The organism is Ruegeria sp. TASC047 (assembly GCF_059612445.1).
Window position 1 is genome coordinate 55,381 of sequence record NZ_JBXWQP010000034.1, and the last position, 21,956, is coordinate 77,336.

Below are 21,956 nucleotides of genomic sequence, written 5' to 3' on the forward strand. Positions count from 1 at the left end.
TCTACATTTCCGGGCAATTCCATACGTGCATTGAATGGATAGATTGGTCTGAAACAGGAGGCATCAATGACACAAACTGCTCTGATACTCGGCGCGTCGGGCCGGTTTGGGCGCAATGCTGCAAAGGCGTTTCGGAATGCGGGTTGGAACGTGCAGACATTCCGTCGCGGGTCCGGTTCTCTTTCCCTGGCGGCAAAAGGGGCGGATGTAATCGTAAACGGGTGGAACCCGCTCTATCCTGATTGGTTGCGTGAAATGCCCGACCTGACCAGACGTGTGATAGACGCCGCGTCCGAGACCGGAGCCACCGTACTGGTTCCCGGAAACGTCTATGTTTTTGGAGCGGGCACGCAAGGCCCATGGTCCGGGATTACACCGCACTTGGCCACCAATCCGCTTGGCCGTTTCCGGATCGAGATGGAGGAGGCGTATCGCGCTTCAACCGTCAGAACGATCCTTCTGCGAGCAGGCGATTTCATTGACACTGAGGCATCTGGAAACTGGTTCGATCAGGTCATGATCAAGCATCTGTCGCGCAATCAATTCGTGTATCCCGGAAATCCAGAAGCTCTGCACGCCTGGGCCTATCTGCCTGATCTGGCCCAAGCTGCCGTAGCGCTATGTGAAATCCGAAAGGATCTGCCGCGGTTCTGCGATGTTCCTTTTGCTGGCTACACCCTGACCGGAGCTGAGATCGCGCAGTCTCTGACGAGAGTGACCGGACGGGACATATCCGTGAAGCCGATGCAATGGTGGCCATTGCAGCTGGCGCGACCATTCTGGCGCATGTCCTCACACCTGATTGAAATGCGGTACCTGTGGCAGGTGCCACATCAGTTGGACGGATCGTACCTGACCGAGTTGCTGGGTTCTGTGCATCAGACAGATCTGGATGATGCATTGCGTTCTGCGATCTCACCCACCCTTGTGGCTTTGCCCTATGCGAACGGAGAGTCGGTCACGCCTTAGGGCAGGGTGACGTCAATCCAGACCAATCGGTGCCTGCTGGCGCGCAGGGCGGATTCGTATAGCTTGGTGCCTTCTTCCGGCCACGTTACACCGGCATCCGAAATGCGCAGGTCGGCCGACGGCAACACATAATCCACGCGCATTTCACCCGTGGCCTTCCACGCGACCGTTGAGGTCGAACCTGACGGGTCTTTCGGCAGCGGGTCTTGCAAACGCGGATGGGCCAGAAGGGACTGAATGGCCTGTTTACGGCCCTCTCCACGCGTTGGGTCAAGGTTGGCATCGCCGGCGATTACGAAGGGACCTTCGGGAACTGGCCCCAGTTCACCGTTCAGTAAAACGGACCAGAGCCGGATCTCATCCTGGTTGCGCAATCCGTTTCGATCCTCGGGCCCATCGAAAACGGGTGGCGCCGCATGAAAGGTCATGAGATTGAGCCGCCCATAAGGGGTTTCGATCGGTACAACCCAATGTGCGGTCGAAGACAGGCGTTGTATCTGATGTGCCGCGTCAGACGGGAAGGGGTGCCCGTTTACGCCGGGCAGGGTGGCGCCCGGTAAACTCCGCCACAACAGCTCGGAATAATCCTGAACCTCAGCGGTGATGATTTCGTATCGCGACAACACCGCCAGCCCACCTTGACCTGTGAACTGCCCCCAGCCTTGGGCGTCGCCGGGGCCTTGGGTCTTACCATCACCGTCCAGATCAAGCGAGGTTTCCAGCCCGGCATTGGGTTGTGCGGCAAGGTAATATCCGTAATCAAGCCCCGCGTTGCGCAGTTTCCTGGTCAGGGCGATTACAGCAGTATTGTTTAGGTCCCAGTCGATACCCTGAAGGGCGATTATGTCAGGGCGTGCCGATGCAATAACGTCAACAACGGCCAGAACCTGCGCGTCATCGCGTTGAATGTCGCGAAGCAGTAGGCCAGGACCTTTTTCGCTGAGCCCGGTATTATAGGTGGCGATACGCACGACCTCTGCCTGTGCCGCAAAGGGCAGCAATAGCAAACATAGGGTGCGGATCATGCGGCCTGTGTTGACTCGCTGGTCGAATAAGCGCGGCGTTTTTCCATGATCAAGCCCGCGATCCTAAGGGTCGCCATGCCGCGCATGATCATGCTGGCGGGCAGGAAGGCCCATGCGCTCATGGTCCAGATCAAGGTCTGTGGGTTCCCGAGAGAGATCGGGGCGATCACACTGCTCATCAACTTGATTATCGCCGGAATGAGGAATGGCAGCAGAATGCCGATACAGATGTTCAGGCGGCCATCCCGTTGAAGGCGCGTAACGACATCGCCCCCTTTGGTAGGGTCAAACAGCGGCAGGTTTGTCCAAACATTGAAGGCGCCATTCCCGGTTGGCCAACCCCGAACCCTGACCGCATAGGCAAAGCTGACAATCGTGACCAATGCCGCGACATAAGCTACGCTGGCCGTGATGCGGACCAGTTCAATCAAGGCGTGGCTGGCATCCGGGGGCAACAACAACACGATGAGGCGCACCGGAGAATAGGGGAAGTCCACCACATTTGCGACAGCCAAACCAACCGAATAAGAGAATGTGGTCAACTGCGTTGGTTCAAAGGCGTTTTTGCAGATCAGCGTCAGAAAGGTGACCATCGACATCAGGCCGACAAACCGAAGGCGATTGACCGGGGGCGCGTCGCGGAATTCGATGAAGCTGGGAAAGGCGGAATTGTATTCGGCAAAGGTCAGGATAAACGCGAGGATCGCGAGAAAGACCAGTATCTCGGTCCCGTTCGTAGATGAGACAGGCAGGTACAACGCAGGTGTCAGCACCATAAGTGCAACAAGTATACCGCGTATCGCCGCCCCTGTTGTGCGCGCAATCACTATCCGAACCCTTTTTCAAACCGGATCAGCCGATCTTTGTCGACTTGTTTCCAACTTGTGCCCGTCGCTTCGTCTGACGTTGACGGATGCCTCTTCAGCGTCAACATGAACGATAAGCGGCATTTTGCTCAAGCCGAGGTGCAGAAAACACGGGATTTCGGGCAAAAAGATGGCGCAACTGGTGCGGTATTGCATCATTTTCGACGCAAATCCGACGTGTATCTCAAATTGATACCCACATGTTGTGGTTTTCGAAAAATCAACCCCAAGAATGCGAGCGGGGCCGCCTTGGCGACCCCGTCAGGTTGAGTATCCACAGATTCGTCCCCAGGATCACACCCAGGGGCGGGCCTGACTGGCGTGATCCTCGAACTTGTCGATGTGATGATCTTTTTCCATCGTCAGCCCGATATCATCCAGACCATTAAGCAGGCAGTGCTTGCGGTGAGGATCGATTTCGAAATCGATCACGACGCCGTCCGATGTGGTGATCTGCTGGTCTTCCAGATGTACGGTCATGCGGGCGTTTTCGCCTTTATGCGCATCATCCATCAGGATCGCGTGGTGTTCTGCCCCGACAACAATCGGCAGAATGCCGTTCTTGAAGCAGTTGTTGAAGAAGATGTCGGCAAAACTGGTCGAGATCACGACCTTGATGCCGAAATCCTTGATCGCCCAGGGCGCGTGTTCGCGTGAGGACCCACAGCCGAAATTGTCGCCAGCAACCAGAATCTCGGCCTCGCGATAGGCGGGCTTGTTCAGGACGAATTCTTCATTCTCCTGACCGTCATCGTGATAACGCATCTCGTCGAACAGAACGACACCCAGGCCCGACCGTTTGATGGTTTTCAGGTGTACTTTCGGGATGATCATATCGGTGTCGATATTGATCAGCGGCATTGGGGCGGCCACCCCGTGGACTTTTTCAAACTTATCCATGTTCACACTCCTGCGGGAGAGGGCCGCGCCCAGACCCCGCGTTAAGCTTGTTTCGTTTCTTTTGGTGCGTCCTTGACGAAGAACGCCATGAAGACAAGGCCGAGCCCGTTAAAGATCATCTCGATCCCCAGCAGGATGCCCAGCAATTGCAGCAGCACCGAAGGGTCCATTGCAGCAAAGCGCCAGATCAGGATTGCAAGAACAATCGACATGATGCCCGAGACCAGCGTCGCCCAGAAATACTGTGTTCCGCGCATCTGGAACGACAGGATCACGCGGGCAATGCCGCCAGCCATGAACAGGATCAGGCAGACGGTTGCCAGTGTCAGCGTTCCTTGCAGTGGGTGATCCAGAAAGGACCAGCCCAGAAACAGCATCACGGCACCCATGATAAGTGACAGTATCTTGTTGCCGGTCCCTTCTACAGTGAAGCCGCCAACAACCTGCAACGCGCCCGAAATCAGCAGCAATACACCTGTGACCACCGTCACGGTAATTGATGCCACGACCGGTGCGCCCAGCACAAAGATGCCGAACACGATGGACAGAAGTCCAAGCAATAGCCATTTTGTCCAGTCACTCATGTCTTCAATCCCTCAAATATCCAGTTATGAGGGTATCTTACATCATTTCACGAACGTCTGTCAGCCGTCCTGTGATTGCCGCTGCGGCGGCCATTGCCGGGCTCAGCAGGTGGGTACGCCCGCCCCGGCCCTGACGGCCTTCGAAGTTGCGGTTCGAAGTCGCGGCGCAGCGTTCACCCGGTTTCAACTGGTCGGGATTCATCGCCAGGCACATCGAACATCCTGCCAGACGCCATTCGAAACCGGCTTCTTTGAAGATATCCGCCAGACCTTCTTCTTCGGCCTGCGCGCGGACGAGGCCCGAGCCCGGAACGACCATGGCGCGCATGCCGTCCTTGATCTTTTTGCCTTTCAGAATCTCGGCGGCGGCTCGCAGGTCCTCGATCCGGCCGTTGGTGCACGAGCCGATAAAGACGGTGTCGATCTCAACTTCGCTCAGCTTCTGGCCGGCTTTAAGCCCCATGTATTCGATGGAGCGGCGGGCTGCATCGACTTTGCCGCCTTCGAAATCCTCTGGGTTCGGTACGGTTGAGGTGATCGGCAGAACGTCCTCGGGGCTAGTGCCCCAGGTCACGACCGGCGCGATGTCTTCGCCGCGCAGAGTGATGACCTTGTCGAAATGCGCGTCTTCGTCGGTGTAAAGCGTTTTCCACCATGTCAGAGCCGCTTCCCACTGCGCCCCTTTCGGCGCGTGCGGGCGGCCTTTGACATATTCGAACGTTGTTTCATCCGGCGCGATCAGACCGGCACGAGCCCCGCCTTCAATCGCCATGTTGCAGACGGTCATGCGTCCTTCCATCGACAGATCACGGATTGCTTCGCCGCAATACTCGATGACATAGCCGGTACCGCCAGCGGTGCCGGTCTCACCGATCACAGCCAGAGTGATGTCCTTGGCGGTCACGCCCGGTTGCAACTTGCCGGTGATTTCCACCTTCATGTTCTTGGACTTCTTCTGGATCAGCGTTTGCGTTGCCAGAACATGCTCAACCTCGGACGTACCGATGCCGTGGGCCAGCGCGCCGAATGCACCGTGGGTCGCTGTGTGGCTGTCGCCGCAGACAACGGTCATACCCGGCAGGGTCCAACCCTGTTCCGGGCCAACGATGTGGACAATGCCCTGGCGCACGTCATTCACCGGGTAGTAGTGAATGCCGAAATCCTTGGCGTTCTTGTCCAGCGCCTCGACCTGAATGCGTGATTCCGGGTTTTCGATCCCATTCACGCGGTCCGGTGTGGTCGGCACGTTGTGGTCCGGTACAGCGATGGTTTTTTCCGGCGCGCGCACTTTACGGCCTGCCATGCGCAGCCCTTCAAATGCCTGCGGGCTGGTGACTTCGTGCACCAAATGGCGGTCGATATAAAGCAGGCAGGTTCCATCATCGGCTTCGTGCGCGACATGGGCATCCCAGATCTTGTCATAGAGTGTCTTGGGGGACATCGGTCCTCTCCCGTATGTAATGAGAAATAGCTGGCGAGTTTGCTCAGGCGACGGATAGACGCGCCAGAACCGTGCGGGCAGCGCCAAAGAACCGTTCACGCAAGCGCGCGCGATCTTCCAGATTCTGAAGTTGGGCCACATTGAGTCTCATGCGGTTCAGATATACCGCGCCCTTCCGGCAATCAAGGTTCAAAACCAGTGTCAGGCTTGCATCGCCCTGCATTGCTGTCCAAGCTGGCCCCGCAGGAGACGTGCATGAACCAAGACCTGATCCCAAGTACGCTGACCGACCTCTATAACAACATGGTTGCGGCTTTTTCCGCGCAATTCGAGAGGCTGCTTGATCTGATCGTCACGCCGGGCTGGCGACAATATCAACTGCTCATCATCCTGTTGCTGTGGGCGCTGGCTTTGCTGCTGAAATTCCTGACCCAGTCTAGATGGGATGCCTGGGCTCGTTCACGCACGGGATGGCCGAAATGGCGGCTGCGGGTTCTGGTACAGCTGATGCGGCGGTTGGCGCTGGTCTACTTCATCCTGCTTTCGTGGGCATTGTATCTGACCATGCAGCAACTCACCTGGCCGTCGCGCAGCTATATCATCGGGGTGATAGCTACATTGGCGGCGGCATGGCTGGCGATAGCACTGGTCGCCAGACTGGTCCAAAACCGCACGCTTCGCAGGATATTCAAATGGGCAATGTGGATCTACGCAACGCTTGTCGCGCTGAATCTGACGGATGATGTCGCGGGTTTTCTTGACGGTGTCGCGATTTCCATCGGGGACCTGCATATTTCGGCTCTTGGGATTCTCAAGGCCACATTGCTGATTGGCATCCTGCTGACACTGGCCCGTATCGGCACGCGCGCAGCCGAACGCGCATTGCAAAGCAATGACGACATAACTCCGTCCATGCAGGTGCTGCTGTCAAAAGGCATACAGGTTCTGCTTTACGGAGCAGTCTTTATGGCTTCGATCCGAACGTTGGGGTTCGATCTGACCGGTATCGCGCTTTTGTCCGGCGCTATCGGCGTGGGTATCGGGTTCGGTCTGCAAAAAGTGGTGTCGAACCTGATATCGGGGATCATCATCCTCATGGACCGCTCGATCAAGCCGGGCGATGTGATCTCGTTGGGGGATACGTTCGGTTGGATCAATGCGCTTGGCGCGCGATACGTGTCTGTCGTAACGCGGGACGGGCGCGAGTACCTGATACCAAACGAAGATCTGATTACCAACCAGGTGGTGAACTGGTCGCATTCTGACCGGTTCGTGAGATTGGATCTGGATTTTGGTACCAGCTATGACGACGATCCGCATAAAGTGCGCGCAACCGCAATCAGGGCGGTAAAGGCGGTTGCCCGGGTCCTGAGCGGCGGCAAACATGAACCGGTTTGCCACATCACCGGATTTGGTGACAGCAGCGTGGATTATGTGCTGAGGTTCTGGATCAGCGACCCGACAAAGGGGCTGACCAATATTAGGGGCAATGTCTATCTGGCTCTTTGGGACGCATTCAAGGAAGAAGGTATCTCGATCCCCTTCCCACAGCGCGAGATCCGGTTGCTGCCGGACGGCGCAACTGCGCAACAGATCATCACAGAGTAAGCGTCTGTGTACGCCCTGCAGCGTGCATTCATTGAAATGTTGCATTCCCCTTGCTACCTTATTAGTACCCCGGCGCCGGGGTTTCGCGGCGCGCAACAAAGGAGGACTATGTCCTGTCTCTACATACACAGGCGGGTTTGCCCGCCGATGATGGGGTCAACATAATGGCCCACTCTCAGTCAATCAGCGACAAGCTGCTTGAACGAATCCTTTCCTCACTTTCCGATGACAAGGCCGAAGACGTCGTGCAGATCAACCTGCAGGGCAAGTCATCGGTTGCGGATCACATGGTGATTGCCTCGGGTCGGTCGACCCGTCAGGTGTCGGCCATGGCGGAAAAGCTGACGGATCGCATCAAGCAGGAATTCGGTTTCACCTCGAAGGTCGAAGGCAAGGATACCGGCGACTGGGTGCTGATCGATACGGGCGACGTCATCGTCCATATCTTCCGCCCCGAAGTGCGTGAATTCTATCAGCTGGAAAAGATGTGGCTGCCTCAGGGCGGCAGCGCCTCGGCGAACTGAGGCGCTATCCCGGCCTGCATTAACAGGCCGGAGGCGAGAGAGATATGCGTATCAGCATAGTTGCGGTCGGGCGATTGCGCGCCGGACCCGAGAAGACACTGCTTGACGATTACCTGACCCGATTTGACCGGACCGGCCGTGCGCTGGGCCTTGGGCCTGCGCAGGTGATCGAGGTTGAAGACAAGAAAAACGCAGGCATGGCGGCCGAGGCCGCGCTGCTGCGTAAGGCCCTGCCCAAAGGGGCGGTGTTGTGCACGCTTGATGAACGGGGGCGTGTCATGTCCTCGCCCGATTTCGCGAAGAAGCTGGGTGATTGGCGCGATGCCGGTCGGCAGGATCTGGCATTTGTGATCGGTGGTGCGGATGGAATTGACCCAGTTCTGCGGGCCGAGGCGGATTTTTCCATTTCATTCGGGTCGATGGTCTGGCCCCATATGCTGGCCCGTGTGATGCTGGCCGAGCAACTTTACCGGGCCGCGACCATTCTGTCAGGTGGCCCCTATCACCGGGTCTGACATGGCGCAGCTTCTGATCGTTTATCACTCCCGCACAGGCGGTGCCCGGCAGATGGCCGAAGCGGCGGCCGAAGCGGCGCGAGGTGAGGCTGACACAAAGCTTATGCCAGCCGATCAAGCCGGGCCGGAAGATCTGTTGGCCTCCGATGGCTACATCTTTTGCGCGCCAGAAAATCTGGCTGCAATCTCGGGTCTGATGAAGGAATTCTTTGACCGCTGCTACTACCCGGTGCTGGGAAAACTGGAAGGCCGACCCTATGCGCAGATGATTTGCGCAGGATCGGATGGTGAAAACGCCGCCCGTCAGATCGCACGGATAGCCACCGGTTGGCGATTAAAAGCTGTTCAGCCTCCGCTGATCATCTGTACTCATGCGCAAACACCCGAGGCCATTTTGGCCGAAAAGACAATCCCGCAAGACCAACTGGATCAATGCCGCGAGACAGGAGCCGCTTTGGGTGCGGGTCTGGCCATGGGAATTTTCTGAGGGTCAATCCAGGTTGACCACTGTGGTGCCTTTATTCCATCCATCGACGATGCACCGTGCCCGAATTTGCACCTGCGTCATGCCATCGGGAATGACCACCCCGCCCAGAGAACGGGTAAAGGGTTGTTCGGTTTCGTGAGGATGGAGCAGGACGCGCATTCCCAACTCGTTTCCATCCATATCCAGAACACGCCAGCCGTCGGCGTAATGATCCCAACCCGTATCGGGATGCCGGATCGTCACATCGAACCGCCATGTATCACCGTTTGCACTGGTGAGGACCTGTTCGATTGTTGGCGGGTCGGCAAGGGCAGGGCTGGCCAGTAAGGCGAAGAGAATCAAGTATCGCATCGCACCAGTGTAACCAGTAGGATAGCGCATCGGTATCACGTATCCGTGCTGGCGGCTCGGGCCATCAGTATTTCCCGGGAGTGTGAGGCGAACTCGCGCCGATACAAGACGCCAAACGTGACCGCTGTACCCAAAATGAGCGCGACAGGTCCAAGAAACCATGCCAACGACGCCAGTGCAAAATAGGTTGCGCGCAGACCGCGGTTGAAGCTGCGCGCGGCGGTGACACAGATCTCAGCCGCCTGACCGGCGCGGGGATAGGTTTGCGGGTCTTCGGGGTCATTGGGAACTGCAGCCATCAACACGGCGCAGTATCCGAAAAGGCGGTGCGCCCAGACATATTTCAGAAATGCGTTGGCCAGCAGCAATACGACGAAAAGGATTTTGATCTCCCAGACCATTGCCGGGACACTGCCGATGGCGAGGTCGATTGCGACGCCTGCCAGCCTTTCGGTGTTGCCCAGCAAGGCCAGCCCGCCCCCGATGGCAATCATCGTGGTCGACGCGAAGAATGTACTGCCCTGCCGCATGGCCGCCACGACTTGCGCGTCGAACATGCGCGGTTGGCGGGTCACCATCTCGCGCATCCAGTCGCGCCGGTAATCGTCCATCATAAGGGCTACGGATTGCCTCTGCGGTGATGGATGTTCGATTTTCCACCCGATCCACAGCCACGCAACCAGCAGCAAAAGCAATGATGCGTAGTCTAGAGGGGCAAAAAGAGCGGCACGTTCGATCCAGGTCATGGCCGCGACAGTAAGGCCGGGCATGGGAACTTGCCAGTGCGATAAATTGGTAATATAATTTTACCAAAAGGAGGAATGCCATGGAGATGCCAAAGCCAAGCCCGGATGTTCTGAGCCGGAAATCTGCGCTTGTTGCGCGGCTGTCGCGGGTTCTGCCCGAAGATGCGATCATCCATGACCCCTCCGAAACCCGCGCTTACGAGTGTGACGCTTTGACGGCCTATAAATGCCCGCCAATGCTGGCCGTGCTGCCGTCAAGCACACAGCAGGTTTCGGATGTTCTGCGCATTTGTCATGACGAAAACGTGCCTGTGGTGCCGCGCGGGGCGGGAACTTCACTGGCCGGTGGAGCCTTGCCGACGGCGGATTGCGTCATTCTGGGCGTCGCACGGATGAATGAGGTGTTGGAAATCGACTATGACAACCGCTTCATCAAAGTACAGACGGGTCGCACCAATCTAAGCGTTACCGGTGCGGTCGAGGAAAAGGATTTCTTCTACGCCCCCGATCCGTCTTCACAGCTGGCCTGTGCCATTGCTGGCAATATCGCGATGAACTCGGGCGGAGCGCATTGCCTCAAATATGGGGTAACAACAAACAACCTGTTGGGCGTGACCATGGTCATGATGGACGGCAGCGTTGTCGAAATCGGTGGTGCGCATCTGGATGCACCAGGTCTGGACCTGTTGGGCGTCATCTGTGGGTCCGAAGGTCAACTGGGTGTGGTGACCGAGGCCACGCTGCGTATTCTTCGCAAGCCCGAGGGCGCACGACCGGTCCTGATGGGTTTTAATGACAATGAGGTTGCGGGGCAGTGTGTCTCGGACATCATCCAATCGGGCATATTGCCGGTCGCGATCGAGTTCATGGATACATTGTGCATCAGGGCCTGCGAAAATTTCGCCCATGCCGGGTATCCCGATTGCAACGCGCTGCTGATCGTCGAAGTGGAGGGGTCTGACGCTGAAATAGATTTTCAGCTTTCGAAAATCATCGAGATAGCAAAACGCCATGACCCGGTTGAATTGCGCGAAAGCCAGTCGGCCGAGGAAAGCGCCAAGATCTGGTTGGGTCGGAAATCTGCATTCGGTGCCATGGGACAATTGAACGATTACATGTGTCTGGATGGCACGATCCCGGTGTCAGCCCTACCAACCGTTCTGCGTCGTATCGGAGAATTGAGTGAGGAGTTTGGGTTGCCGGTCGGAAATGTGTTCCACGCGGGCGACGGAAATATGCATCCGCTGATCTTGTTCGATGCCAACAAACCCGGCGATCTGGAAAAATGCGAAGCTTTTGGGGCAGAGATTCTGAAGCTGTGTGTTGACGAGGGCGGCTGTCTGACTGGGGAACATGGTGTGGGGATCGAAAAGCGGGATCTGATGTCTCATCAATATTCACCTGCCGACCTTGAGGCGCAGATGGCGGTTAAGGACGTTTTCGATCCCAAATGGCTGCTGAACGCGGCCAAAGTGTTTCCGCTCGACGTGTCGGAGCCGCGGCGTATGGCTGCAGAATAAGGGGGCGCTGCCCCCTTGCCCCCGGAGTATTTTGGAAAAGATGAAGCCAATGAGACCTGAGACTGAGGCCGATCTGGCAAAGCTGGTGGCCGGGTTAGAAAACCGCGTACGCATTGTCGGTGGCGGGACGCGTGGAATTGCCGGCCCGCTTGCGGAAATCGAAACCGGAGCTTTACGCGGTGTCACGCTTTATGAACCCGGGGCGCTGACCCTTGTTGCACGGGCAGGGACGCCCTTGGCCGAGATCACGGCGACGCTGGAAGCAGAGGGTCAGCACCTCGCGTTTGAGCCGATGGATCATCGCGGTTTGCTGGGAACACAGGGTGAACCGACCATTGGCGGCGTTGTCGCCGCCAATATTTCGGGCCCGCGACGGATTCAGGCCGGAGCCTGCCGGGATTTTCTGCTGGGGGTACGCTATGTCAATGGGCGAGGGCAGGTGATCAAGAACGGTGGCCGCGTCATGAAGAACGTCACCGGGTACGATCTGGTCAAATTGATGGGCGGGTCCTGGGGTACTTTAGGGGTTTTGACCGAGGTCTCGCTGAAGGTGCTGCCCAAACCGGAACGCGCCGCAACACTATCTGTTGGAGTTCGGGATGCTGGAACTGCGGTTCGGGTTCTGTCCGCTGCGCTGAGATCGCCGTTCGAGGTAACGGGGGCCGCGTATGATCCCGACGCCGGGAAAGCCCTGCTTAGGGTCGAAGGCTTCACGGACGCGGTCGAATATCGCACAGGCAGGTTGGCGGCTGAACTGTCCCGGTTTGGAGAGATTTCAGAGGAAGCGGATGCAGACACGCTTTGGGCTGGTATCCGCGATGCTCATCCGTTTCAGGGGCAGGACGGGGATGTCTGGCGGCTTTCAGTAAAACCCGGAGATGCGGCCGAAGTTTCAGCGCGTGCCGAAGCGGATCAGTTGCTTTTTGACTGGGGCGGCGGGCTTGTCTGGCTGCGCGTCCCGAAAGGTACGGATCTGCGCGCGCGTCTAGGTGTGTTTTCCGGCCACGCGACACTTGTACGAGCGGATGCAGAAACAGTCGCGCGACTGGGGCGTTTTCAACCGGAGAACGCGGCCGTCTCGAGCCTGACAAAGGGGTTGCGCGCTAAGTTTGACCCACGTGGATTGTTTAATCCGGGGCTGATGGGATAGGTTTATGCAGACATCATTCTCAGAACGGCAGCTGCAAGACCCGGCAACCAAGCGCGCGAACGAAATTCTGCGAAATTGCGTCCATTGCGGATTCTGCACGGCGACTTGTCCGACCTATCAGGTTCTTGGCGACGAGTTGGACAGTCCGCGCGGGCGCATCTATCTGATCAAGGATATGCTCGAAAACGAGCGGCAGCCCGACGAAAAGACGGTCAAGCATATCGACCGGTGCCTGTCCTGCCTGGCTTGCATGACCACTTGCCCATCAGGTGTGCACTATATGCATCTGGTCGATCACGCGCGTGAATATATAGAGGCGAATTGCAAACGCCCCTTGGCGGATCGTATTTTGCGTTGGGTTCTGGCACAGATCCTGCCCTATCCGATGCGCTTTCGCTGGGCGTTGATCGGGGCGAAACTGGGTCGCCCGTTCCGGTTTTTGATGCCAGATGCCCGTTTGCGTGCCATGCTGGACATGGCGCCCAAGAACATTCCGCCGGTCAGCCGTAACGATGACCCTCAAAGCTTTGCGCCCGAAGGCGAGCGGAAAATGCGGGTGGCCCTGATGACGGGCTGCGCTCAGAAAGCGCTGAATACTGACATTAATGACGCCACGATCCGTCTGCTGACCCGGCTGGGATGTGAGGTTGTGGTGGCTGAGGGTGCTGGATGTTGTGGAGCGCTGACCCATCACATGGGCAAGGTGAAAGACAGCCACGCAGCCGCAATCGCCAATATCAGGGCCTGGATTCGCGAGATGGACGGCGACGGATTGGACGCCATCGTGATCAACACCTCGGGCTGTGGGACGACGGTCAAGGATTACGGGCATATATTCCGGAACGACGCGCTCTCGGTCGATGCTGCGCGGGTCTCGGGTATCGCGATGGATATCAGTGAGCTGGTTATGAAGCTGAGTCTACCCGAAGGGCGTGATCAGGACCTTACAGTTGCGTATCACGCAGCCTGTTCGCTGCAGCATGGGCAGAAGATCAAGACCTATCCCAAAGACCTGCTGAAACGTGCCGGGTTCAAAGTGGTCGAGCCCGCCGACAGCCATTTGTGCTGCGGTAGCGCAGGGACTTACAACCTGATGCAGCCGGAAATCTCGGGTCAGTTGAAGCAGCGTAAAATCAGGACACTTGAAGTCAAGAAACCTGATATCATCGCAGCAGGCAATATCGGTTGCATGATGCAAATCGGGTCCGGCACCCAAGTGCCAGTCGTTCATACGGTCGAGTTGCTGGATTGGGCAACAGGGGGGCCGAAACCACCCGCGTTGCAGGGGGCAGGAGGTTCTGTTCCAATTTTGCGATAAGCCACTCTGATGCCGCCCCGCATCATTTCCTCAGGAAATTCACCTGAACACCGATCGCCCTATTTTTGCCCAACGTGACACGTAGGACAAAAGCTTCAGAGTGAGTCCCCGGAGACCCGAGTGCGCAAATGGATTAAGGCGATTGTTCTTTGTGCTTTGCCGATGGCGGCTACAGCACAGGACACCAGGCTGGAAAGCCTGGAGACCTCGGATTCCGGGCGCGAATGGATGGCTGTCGGGCGTCTGGATATTGCCGGAAAAGGGTTTTGCACCGGAACGCTTGTGTCGCCGACCCTTGTGCTGACAGCGGCGCACTGCCTGTTCGACAAGGTGTCCGGGCAGCGGGTGAACCCGTCCGATATCGAATTTCTGGCCGGGTGGCGGCTGGGCCGCGCTTTGGCTTATCGAACGGCAAGACAAGCTGTAATTCACCCGGATTATCAATTCAGTGCCGAGTCGTCGACGGACCGTGTCGGCGCGGATGTCGCCCTGATCGAGCTTTGGCAGCCGATCCGCAACACATCGGTCATTCCGTTTGAATCAGGAGATCAGCCGCGCCGGGGTGCGGAAGTAGGCGTGGTGTCTTATGCACATGACCGGTCAGAAGCGCCATCGTTGCAACAGGTTTGTTCGGTCATGAACCGGCAGGCAGGCGTTATGATCATGTCCTGCGACGTCGACTTCGGATCTTCAGGAGCACCGGTTTTTTCCTTTACAGGCGCACGCCCTCAGATCGTGTCGGTTGTGGCGGCAAAGGCCAGCATGGATGGCCAGAGCGTTGCGATCGGGACTGCGGTTGAACATACGCTGCAATTGCTGCGCGACGAGCTGTCTGCCGGGCACGGATTTGGATTGTCGACCTCCGGTTCAGGGACGGGCAAGAACGTCGGTGCAAGGTTTATCCGGCCATGACCAAGGTCTTTCTAAGTCTGCTTTTGGGCCTGAGTGTTCTGGCGACCGCATCCCATGCGCAAGCCAACAAACGCAAGCTGACAGACCGGGACGACCTTTATGGTTGGGAAGCAATCGGGCGGCTGGATGTGCGCGAAGAGTCCTATTGCACAGGTACGCTGATCGCGCAGGACATGGTGCTGACCGCTGCCCATTGTGCTGTGGACCGCCGTACCGGGGAAACATACGCGCCCGAAGACATCACGTTTCGTGCGGGTCTGAGCAACGGCAGCGCGTTGGCCGAGCGTCAGATTACGCAAATTGCCGTTCTGCCCGGCTACGCTTCAAATAACCCGCTTTCGCACGAAGGCGTTCGGATGGATGTCGCCCTGATGCGGCTGAATGAGCCCATCCCGTATTCGATTGCCGATCCTTTCGTGTTGCACAGCGGGCGAGTTTCGGGAAACGAGATCAGCGTAGCCTCGTATGGGCGCGGACGATCCGAGGCGATCACGCGGGAAAGGTCATGCCGCGTATTGGATCGCAGGCAGGGCCTGATCACTTTTGATTGCGACGTCACCTTCGGGTCTTCCGGATCCGCCATTCTGGCAAAAAACGATTCGCGTTGGCAGGTTTTGTCCGTGGTTTCAGCGGTAGGCACGAACGGTCGCAGAAAGGTGGGGTTCGGCATGGAGCTTGACGAGATAGTGGCCGAACTCAAGTCTATCATGCGGCGCGATGCGCCAAAACCAACGGCTACGATCCGCCGGTTACAGGCTGGGTCCGGCACGTCCGGGTCTGGTGCGAAATTCATCAGCTCCGGCGGGGGTTGAACTCGGTCAAATCGCTTCCCATGTCACTGATATCGGATCGCCACAACGGGGTCCGTCATCAACATTGGTCCGTCCAGCCGGAGGGCCAGATCGTGAATCGCTCAAGACTGAGGATATGACACATGCGTACGTTTGATTTTGCACCGCTGCACCGCGCCACGATTGGCTTTGACCAGATCGCCGACATGATGGATCGCGTTCTGACCAATGATGTGGCACAGCCAAGCTATCCGCCCTACAACATCGAAAAAACCGATGTCGACACGTACCGTATCTCGGTGGCCGTCGCCGGTTTTTCGGAAAGCGACCTGTCCGTTGAAGTGAAAGAAAACTCGCTGGTTGTTGCCGGTAAGAAGGCATCCGAGGACAAGAGCCGCAGCTATCTGCATCGCGGCATCGCAACCCGCGCGTTCGAGCGTCGTTTTGCGCTGGCCGATCACGTCCGTGTCACCGGCGCAAGCCATGAAAACGGAATGCTGAACATCGACCTGAAGCGCGAAGTGCCCGAGGCCCTGAAACCGCGCCGGGTCGAAATTACCTCGGCCAAAGCCATCGAAAAAGATGTGGTTGACGCCAAGGCCGTGAACTGAGGCTTTGAAAGCCTAGCGGCAGTCTCCTCCTCCCGGACTGCCGCAACACCCGCGCCCCGCGTTCCTCCAGACGCGGGGCGTTGTTCTTTGATGAAAGCGCCTTTGCACATCAAAGCGTGGGCCCGGTAAACTCGGCTACACTCGTCGTGAACCTGTGCTAGAACTTGCAGATGTCGACGGCATACACGCAGACCAGACCAGCTATTCCCCAATCGCTTGCGGTTGTTGGCGTACTTTTCGCATCAGTCTGTTTCGGGCTTGTTCCCTATTTCAGCAGGGGATTGACCGAGCAGGGCGTCGCACCTTTCGCCGTCGCATTCTACCGCTACATCGTTCCGGCGGTTTTGTTACTGCCAGTTCTCGTCGTACATCGAACAGCCTGGCGCGAGATTTGTTGGGGTCTTGCGGTCGGAGTGGTGATGGGGCTTGGCTGGATCGGATATGTCACAGCCCTAAAGACACTGCCCGCATCGACGGTGGGCGTGCTCTATATGACATATCCGGTTTTCACGTTGATCATTGCGTGGGTCTTGTTCGCCGATACACCCACAAGGCGCGCGTTTCTTGCGTCTGGTCTCATCATTCTGGCTGCCATCATAGCAGGCTCGCCAGCATCCGTTCCGGTCGAGCACATTCCTACGCTTCTAATCTCTCTGGCGGCGCCATTTGGTTTTGGCTTCGGGATTTCTGTTCTGGTCCACAGGTTGTCACGAATTGCGCCACTTGCACGTATCGCCTCGGTGTCTCTGGGATCGGTTCTTGGGCTTTTGCCTTTGATGCTGAATGCAGACGTTTCCACGCTGTTTCCTGAAGGTCAGTCCGAATGGGTTCTGATCATTGGAATTGGGTTGGTCACGGCGCTTGTGCCGCAGCTTGTTTACACGATCTGTTCGCCGCTGATCGGAGCTTCTCAAACTGCGGTTGTCGGAAGCATTGAATTGCCCACGATGTTTGCAGTCGGGTTCTTCGCGTTTGGAGAAGCGATCACAACTGCGCAAGCCATAGCCTGTGCCTTGGTCATAGGGGCGATTGCAATCACCAGAAGTCGGGTGACGCGCACCGTAACGACCGTGATAGCGAAAGACGAAAAGACCTAAGTTTGGGATCGGATCGGGCCCTATACGAAAACTCCCCGCGAAGCTTGCCCGCAGGGAATTCATGCTTGGTGAAATAAGGTCATTGCCCAGCCGTCACCGGCCCGTTTGACCGGAACAACGCCTCGCCTGTGGGCAGAATGGCCACCGCCCCAAGGCGATGGCCGCCAGATCAGACCGACATGCAGACGTATTTCATCTCAAGATAGTCTTCCATGCCGTGGTGGCTGCCTTCGCGACCCAGACCGGATTGCTTGACGCCGCCGAACGGGCCCAACTCGGTCGAGATGATGCCGGTGTTCACGCCGACAATGCCATATTCCAGCGCTTCGGCCACTTTGTAGACGCGGCTCAGATCTTTTGCATAGAAATACGAGGCCAGGCCAAAGATTGTGTCATTCGCCATTGCGATCACGTCATCTTCATCCTCGAACTTGAACAGCGGGGCCAGCGGGCCAAAGGTTTCGTCCTGCGCCACCATCATGTCCTGAGTCACTCCGGTCACGATGGTCGGCTGAAAGAACGTACCGCCCAGATCGTGAGGCAAGCCGCCGGTCAGAACGGCGCCGCCCTTGTCCGTGACATCCTTGATATGCTCTTCCACCTTGGCGACCGCATCGGCATTGATCAGCGGGCCGGTTGTGGTGCCCTCGGCCAGACCGTCGCCGATTTTCAAGGCTTCGACCGCCGCTTTCAGTTTGGCAGCGAACGCGTCGTAAACACCGGCCTGTACATAGATGCGGTTGGCACAGACACAGGTCTGGCCGTTATTGCGGAACTTGCACAGCATCGCGCCTTCGACCGCAGCATCCAGATCCGCGTCATCAAACACGATAAAGGGTGCATTGCCGCCTAGTTCCATCGAACATTTCATGACCTGATCAGCAGCTTGCCGCAGCAGGATGCGCCCCACCTCGGTCGAGCCGGTAAAGGTCAGCTTGCGTACACCGGGGTTTTCGCAGAACTCCTTGCCGATCTCGCTGGCCTGGGAAGAAGGCACCACGTTGAACACACCAGCTGGCACGCCGGCTTGTTCCGCCAGAAGCGCCAGAACCAGCGCGGACAGTGGCGTTTCTGCCGCCGGGCGGGCAACAAAAGCACACCCCGCCGCCAGCGCAGGTCCTGCCTTGCGAGTGATCATGGCGTTGGGAAAGTTCCAGGGTGTGATCGAAGCCGCCACACCAATGGGCTGTTTCAGCACCATGATCCGTTTGTCGCGCTGATGCCCGGGGATGGTCTCGCCATACACCCGCTTGGCTTCTTCCCCGAAAAATTCGATGAAGGAGGCACCATAGCCGATTTCTCCGATGGCCTCAGCCAGTGGTTTGCCCTGCTCCGCGGTCAGGATCTTGCCCAGATCTTCGGCGTTCTCCATCATCAGGTCGAACCAGCGCCGCAGGATCACCGCTCGTTCCTTGCCGGTCAACTTGGCCCATTCCTTTTGCGCGGCTTCGGCCTGTGCAATTGCTCCGGCGACTTGCGCCCGGCTGACATCGGCCACTTTGGCCACCACATCGCCCCGGGCCGGGTTAGTCACGTCGAAAGTTCCGTTGTCACCATCCACCCACTGACCACCGATATAGGCTTTGGTTACAAGCAAGTCAGGATTCTTCAGAATTGATTTCAGATCGGTCGTTGCGTCCAGCATGTCATTCTCCGCGCAGAAGTTGAGTTGCCGCACCCAATCAGGTGTTGAGGGCTTTGTCTATGTCCACCGATGCGGGTCGATCAGCCCAGATTTGATCAAATTATTTTCAGACCCAATCGTTGCAGCATAGTCGCAGCGTTGAGTTCTACGTCAGGCTGCGATCACGTGGCTTTCCTTTCCACCCCAAGTTTGCCAGAGTTTGCGTGATTTTTGGACTCAAGGGGATGTAAATGACCGTAACATTCCCTATCTTATTGGGTAATTAAAGAAAAAAAGGACAGCAGAGATGTCTAGCCAGCAATTCGAAGCGCTTATCAAAGAAACGCAAACGAAAGTGCGCGAAAGCCAGTCGCAGATTGAGGGGCTGACCTCGCGGATCGAAGCGGCGCGGGCCAAGATTGGAACGACCGAGGCCGATATCGACATCGAAAATGCCACGCTTGAGGATGTTCACGCCCACACCGAGGTGATGAACGCCAACATCGCCGAGCTGATCATGGGTCTGGACGATGTTACCAACGCGTTTTCCAAGGATTTCGACGAGATGCGCTCGAAAACCGGGTGGGAGTCGTTTGTTGGCATCTTTTCCAAGGGAAAATCCGAGTCGCTCCGGCAAGAGCGGATGCGCACGGCCAATATCGACGACAAGTTGCAAGATCTGATCGCCAAATCCGATGTGATCGTCAAGCTGCTGCAGGGGCAGCTGACCGTGCTGGAAGAGCAACGTGTGAAGGTCGAGGACAACCTGACAGGCACGCTGGACGATCGCGAGGCAACCGTGGCCGAACTAGAAGCACTGCGGGCTGAAATTCAAGACATGGACCCGGCGATTATCACGCTGGAGAACAAGATCAGTGTCGAACAGGACGCCGCCGCGCGCACCCAGCTGGAAACTCAGCTGGCCGAGCTGAACAAGCAATACAACGCCAAGGTTCAGGACGAGCAGGTCAAGCTGGCCAAATCCCAAACGCTGGAACGTTATATCGAAAAGGGCAAGACCTGGGTCGATTCCCTGCAAAATCAGGCGGCGACGCAGATGGTGTTGATCAACAAGCTGCAAACAGACACGCAACAGCGCGTGGTTCTGTATGACGCCCTGACCAAATCGCTGAAAACCGCACAGCAGCAAGACGTGGCCCACCGCATTAACGAGATCGGCGTGCAGACCGACCAGGAGGCGCAGACGGCTATGGCCGCCATCGGCACCGCGACCAACCAGAAAATGGCCGACATGCTAGAGGCGCATGAGGACCACATGGTCTTTGCCCGCGACGTGTTGGAGAAAAAGGCCAAGGCGGACGAACGCTTTGCCCGCCGGTTTGCCTCGATTGTCGAGAAGCATGATAAGAATTTGTATGGTGGGTGATGAACAGCCCTAGAATTAGAGCTTGTTTGGCGTTCGGATTGTTTTTCTTTGCGTTGACCTTGCTGACTTTCTCGCTGCCGGCCTATTTTTCGGAGTCGGTGAAAGTAGAATACAGTAACAGCATCACCGGGGAGTCTGGAGAATACACAACACCGGGTTCGCAACTTGTTGCGTTTCTTGTCACTTTTCCCGTTTTTTTTTGGTCTCTTTGGCGCGTTCTTTGGCTGGCAAATGCGGAAGCAGCGTCAGATAGCTCTTCTCGCTGCTTCCAATCCGATAGCACTAGGTTACGTGAAGAAAAAAAGCAAAATCGGTTTACTGGATCGACCAGTTTACCGGCTGAACCAAGACGGAACGGACTTGTTGGTTGTTGGGTTGAAAAATGACTGACCCCACCCAAGACCATGTCGGCCTGACCGACACCTTTGCCTCGCGCCGCTATTTCCGCAAATTCGAGGTCATCACCGTCCACCTCCTGCGCGTGGCCGCGACGATGGAGGCCGAGGGCGCGATCAGCAAACAAGAGGTACGGATCGTGTCACGCTACCTTTCGGGGCTGCTCTACACCTTCCGCGCGCTTTCCATGAAATACCTGCTGGTCGGGCGCGATACGGGGCGGTTCTTTGGCAGTCTCGCCATGGACAAGCGCGACAGCGGGTTTCCGGTGGCGGCTGAGCTGTTGACCATGGCCAATGACGCGCAGCAGGCGCAGGTGCATCTGGCGAATATGCCCTCGGAAGATGACCTGAAAACCGACATGGTCCGCACGATCATTGGCGACCGGGAAATTCCAACCAAGCTGCAATTTGCGCTGTCGCAAAGGCTCTATTACGAAGAGTTGCTTAAGGGTCAGCTGTTCTGGGCCCGCAACGATCCCGAGTGTCACTGGATAGGGAACGAGGGCGAGCGGCGCAAGTTCATGATCCACTGGGCGGTCTATGACAGTCAGGTCAACCTGCCCGTCATATATCTGATGCAGCTGGAGGACACAGGCAAAACCGCCCTGCCCAAGGACCAACGCCGCTGGCCTGAAGTGCAGGCCCATCTGATGGCGCAATCCTTGGGCGGGCTGAAACTGGTAACCATCGCCAAGGGCTTTGATCAGGATTTCGATGACCTGCATCCCAAACACCTTCGTCGAATCCATGTGGGGCCGATGTATTCCTCGGCCTATACCGAACAATCCGGCCCTTTGCGGCAGGTGTTGGAGGATGCGCAATCTCCGCAAGGGCAGGATTGGGCGTTGGCCTGGACCACCGAAGAGCTGCACAGCGAAGAGGTCATCGAGGAGCGCGCGGGCTGGTTTTCAACTGTCGAGCGCGAGGTCTTTGCGCTGGATCCTTTCGGTGGGCAGGGGGCCGAAACCGGCGCCACCCGCACCCAACGGTCGATCATCCTGCCACAGCGCCCGTTTCAGGTGCTGGCCGAACGCAACCCGCCGGGCTTTGCCGATGTGCGCAAGTTCGTCGTCAGCAATGCGGGGCAGGTTTTGAGGTACTAATTTTCGCCTTCGGCGAGAGTATTTTTGAA

The 21,956-nt window shown here is 57.3% G+C and carries 24 protein-coding genes; 15 read left to right on the forward strand and 9 right to left on the reverse strand.

Annotated elements, in window-relative coordinates; all coding sequences use genetic code 11:
• The first annotated feature begins 66 nt into the window (after positions 1-66).
• Positions 67-969 carry a Rossmann-fold NAD(P)-binding domain-containing protein gene (locus tag AC2FLO_RS13640; protein ID WP_496753700.1) on the forward strand — a complete coding sequence of 301 codons (903 nt, stop codon included), beginning with the start codon at positions 67-69 and terminating at the stop codon, positions 967-969.
• Here AC2FLO_RS13640 and AC2FLO_RS13645 read toward each other — a convergent pair.
• From AC2FLO_RS13645 to AC2FLO_RS13670, 6 genes are all read right to left on the reverse strand, one after another.
• A complete protein-coding gene (locus tag AC2FLO_RS13645; RefSeq protein WP_480587320.1) occupies positions 966-1,994 on the reverse strand; it encodes an endonuclease/exonuclease/phosphatase family protein in 1,029 nt (342 codons plus the stop codon). The two genes, AC2FLO_RS13640 and AC2FLO_RS13645, sit on opposite strands and share 4 nt — an antisense overlap.
• On the reverse strand, positions 1,991-2,821 hold the full coding sequence (locus tag AC2FLO_RS13650) for a hypothetical protein (protein WP_496753698.1): 831 nt from the start codon (positions 2,819-2,821) through the stop codon (positions 1,991-1,993). The genes AC2FLO_RS13645 and AC2FLO_RS13650 overlap by 4 nt, the downstream gene beginning before the upstream one ends.
• Positions 2,822-3,154: 333 nt before the next feature.
• Positions 3,155-3,760: a 3-isopropylmalate dehydratase small subunit gene (gene leuD, locus AC2FLO_RS13655; protein ID WP_480483885.1), complete on the reverse strand. Its 606-nt coding sequence runs from the start codon at positions 3,758-3,760 to the stop codon at positions 3,155-3,157.
• Positions 3,761-3,801: 41 nt separating this feature from the next.
• The gene (locus AC2FLO_RS13660; protein WP_496753696.1) at positions 3,802-4,344 is read right to left on the reverse strand and encodes an HdeD family acid-resistance protein; all 543 of its coding nucleotides are present in this window, start codon (positions 4,342-4,344) and stop codon (positions 3,802-3,804) included.
• Positions 4,345-4,381: 37 nt separating this feature from the next.
• Positions 4,382-5,785, reverse strand: a complete 1,404-nt coding sequence (gene leuC, locus AC2FLO_RS13665) for a 3-isopropylmalate dehydratase large subunit (protein WP_480587317.1) — start codon at positions 5,783-5,785, stop codon at positions 4,382-4,384.
• A 43-nt stretch (positions 5,786-5,828) separates the two neighbouring features.
• The gene (locus tag AC2FLO_RS13670) at positions 5,829-5,924 is read right to left on the reverse strand and encodes an isopropylmalate isomerase (protein WP_245220657.1); all 96 of its coding nucleotides are present in this window, start codon (positions 5,922-5,924) and stop codon (positions 5,829-5,831) included.
• Between the two features lie 116 nt (positions 5,925-6,040).
• Between AC2FLO_RS13670 and AC2FLO_RS13675 the strand changes: the two genes are divergently transcribed.
• The 4 genes from AC2FLO_RS13675 (at position 6,041) to AC2FLO_RS13690 (ending at position 8,919) form a co-directional block, all read left to right on the forward strand.
• Positions 6,041-7,393 (forward strand): mechanosensitive ion channel family protein, encoded by a 1,353-nt coding sequence (locus AC2FLO_RS13675; RefSeq protein WP_480587315.1) that lies wholly within the window; start codon positions 6,041-6,043, stop codon positions 7,391-7,393.
• Between the two features lie 164 nt (positions 7,394-7,557).
• On the forward strand, positions 7,558-7,917 hold the full coding sequence (rsfS, locus tag AC2FLO_RS13680) for a ribosome silencing factor (protein WP_209599225.1): 360 nt from the start codon (positions 7,558-7,560) through the stop codon (positions 7,915-7,917).
• Positions 7,918-7,961: 44 nt separating this feature from the next.
• On the forward strand, positions 7,962-8,432 hold the full coding sequence (gene rlmH, locus AC2FLO_RS13685; RefSeq protein ID WP_480587312.1) for a 23S rRNA (pseudouridine(1915)-N(3))-methyltransferase RlmH: 471 nt from the start codon (positions 7,962-7,964) through the stop codon (positions 8,430-8,432).
• Position 8,433: 1 nt separating this feature from the next.
• Entirely contained in the window at positions 8,434-8,919 is a 486-nt protein-coding gene (locus AC2FLO_RS13690) for a flavodoxin family protein (protein ID WP_480623306.1), read from the forward strand.
• 3 nt (positions 8,920-8,922) lie between these two features.
• Here AC2FLO_RS13690 and AC2FLO_RS13695 read toward each other — a convergent pair whose 3' ends face one another.
• Positions 8,923-9,270 carry a hypothetical protein gene (locus AC2FLO_RS13695; RefSeq protein WP_496753745.1) on the reverse strand — a complete coding sequence of 116 codons (348 nt, stop codon included), beginning with the start codon at positions 9,268-9,270 and terminating at the stop codon, positions 8,923-8,925.
• Between the two features lie 35 nt (positions 9,271-9,305).
• Positions 9,306-10,016: a DUF599 domain-containing protein gene (locus AC2FLO_RS13700; RefSeq protein WP_480587437.1), complete on the reverse strand. Its 711-nt coding sequence runs from the start codon at positions 10,014-10,016 to the stop codon at positions 9,306-9,308.
• A gap of 80 nt (positions 10,017-10,096) precedes the next feature.
• Between AC2FLO_RS13700 and AC2FLO_RS13705 the strand changes: the two genes are divergently transcribed.
• The 7 genes from AC2FLO_RS13705 to AC2FLO_RS13735 all read left to right on the forward strand — a co-directional run bounded on the left by AC2FLO_RS13705 (position 10,097) and on the right by AC2FLO_RS13735 (position 17,415).
• Positions 10,097-11,536, forward strand: a complete 1,440-nt coding sequence (locus AC2FLO_RS13705) for an FAD-linked oxidase C-terminal domain-containing protein (protein WP_496753694.1) — start codon at positions 10,097-10,099, stop codon at positions 11,534-11,536.
• Between the two features lie 49 nt (positions 11,537-11,585).
• A complete protein-coding gene (locus tag AC2FLO_RS13710; protein ID WP_496753693.1) occupies positions 11,586-12,686 on the forward strand; it encodes an FAD-binding protein in 1,101 nt (366 codons plus the stop codon).
• Positions 12,687-12,690: 4 nt separating this feature from the next.
• Complete coding sequence (glcF, locus tag AC2FLO_RS13715) at positions 12,691-14,004, forward strand: glycolate oxidase subunit GlcF (RefSeq protein WP_496753692.1); 1,314 nt, start codon at positions 12,691-12,693, stop codon at positions 14,002-14,004.
• Between the two features lie 120 nt (positions 14,005-14,124).
• Positions 14,125-14,916 (forward strand): trypsin-like serine peptidase, encoded by a 792-nt coding sequence (locus AC2FLO_RS13720; protein WP_480587299.1) that lies wholly within the window; start codon positions 14,125-14,127, stop codon positions 14,914-14,916.
• On the forward strand, positions 14,913-15,728 hold the full coding sequence (locus AC2FLO_RS13725; protein WP_496753690.1) for a trypsin-like serine peptidase: 816 nt from the start codon (positions 14,913-14,915) through the stop codon (positions 15,726-15,728). The genes AC2FLO_RS13720 and AC2FLO_RS13725 overlap by 4 nt, the downstream gene beginning before the upstream one ends.
• 122 nt (positions 15,729-15,850) lie before the next feature.
• Complete coding sequence (locus AC2FLO_RS13730; RefSeq protein ID WP_480587294.1) at positions 15,851-16,318, forward strand: Hsp20 family protein; 468 nt, start codon at positions 15,851-15,853, stop codon at positions 16,316-16,318.
• Positions 16,319-16,488: 170 nt separating this feature from the next.
• Complete coding sequence (locus AC2FLO_RS13735) at positions 16,489-17,415, forward strand: DMT family transporter (protein WP_480587291.1); 927 nt, start codon at positions 16,489-16,491, stop codon at positions 17,413-17,415.
• Positions 17,416-17,584: 169 nt separating this feature from the next.
• Here AC2FLO_RS13735 and AC2FLO_RS13740 read toward each other — a convergent pair whose 3' ends face one another.
• Complete coding sequence (locus AC2FLO_RS13740; RefSeq protein WP_480587288.1) at positions 17,585-19,060, reverse strand: NAD-dependent succinate-semialdehyde dehydrogenase; 1,476 nt, start codon at positions 19,058-19,060, stop codon at positions 17,585-17,587.
• A 286-nt stretch (positions 19,061-19,346) separates the two neighbouring features.
• On the opposite strand from AC2FLO_RS13740, the gene AC2FLO_RS13745 reads away from it, so the two are divergent.
• The 3 genes from AC2FLO_RS13745 (at position 19,347) to AC2FLO_RS13755 (ending at position 21,927) form a co-directional block, all read left to right on the forward strand.
• Positions 19,347-20,426 (forward strand): hypothetical protein, encoded by a 1,080-nt coding sequence (locus tag AC2FLO_RS13745; RefSeq protein WP_496753689.1) that lies wholly within the window; start codon positions 19,347-19,349, stop codon positions 20,424-20,426.
• A gap of 165 nt (positions 20,427-20,591) precedes the next feature.
• Positions 20,592-20,816: a hypothetical protein gene (locus tag AC2FLO_RS13750; protein ID WP_496753687.1), complete on the forward strand. Its 225-nt coding sequence runs from the start codon at positions 20,592-20,594 to the stop codon at positions 20,814-20,816.
• On the forward strand, positions 20,809-21,927 hold the full coding sequence (locus AC2FLO_RS13755) for a hypothetical protein (protein ID WP_496753685.1): 1,119 nt from the start codon (positions 20,809-20,811) through the stop codon (positions 21,925-21,927). The genes AC2FLO_RS13750 and AC2FLO_RS13755 overlap by 8 nt, the downstream gene beginning before the upstream one ends.
• Positions 21,928-21,956 lie beyond the last annotated feature (29 nt).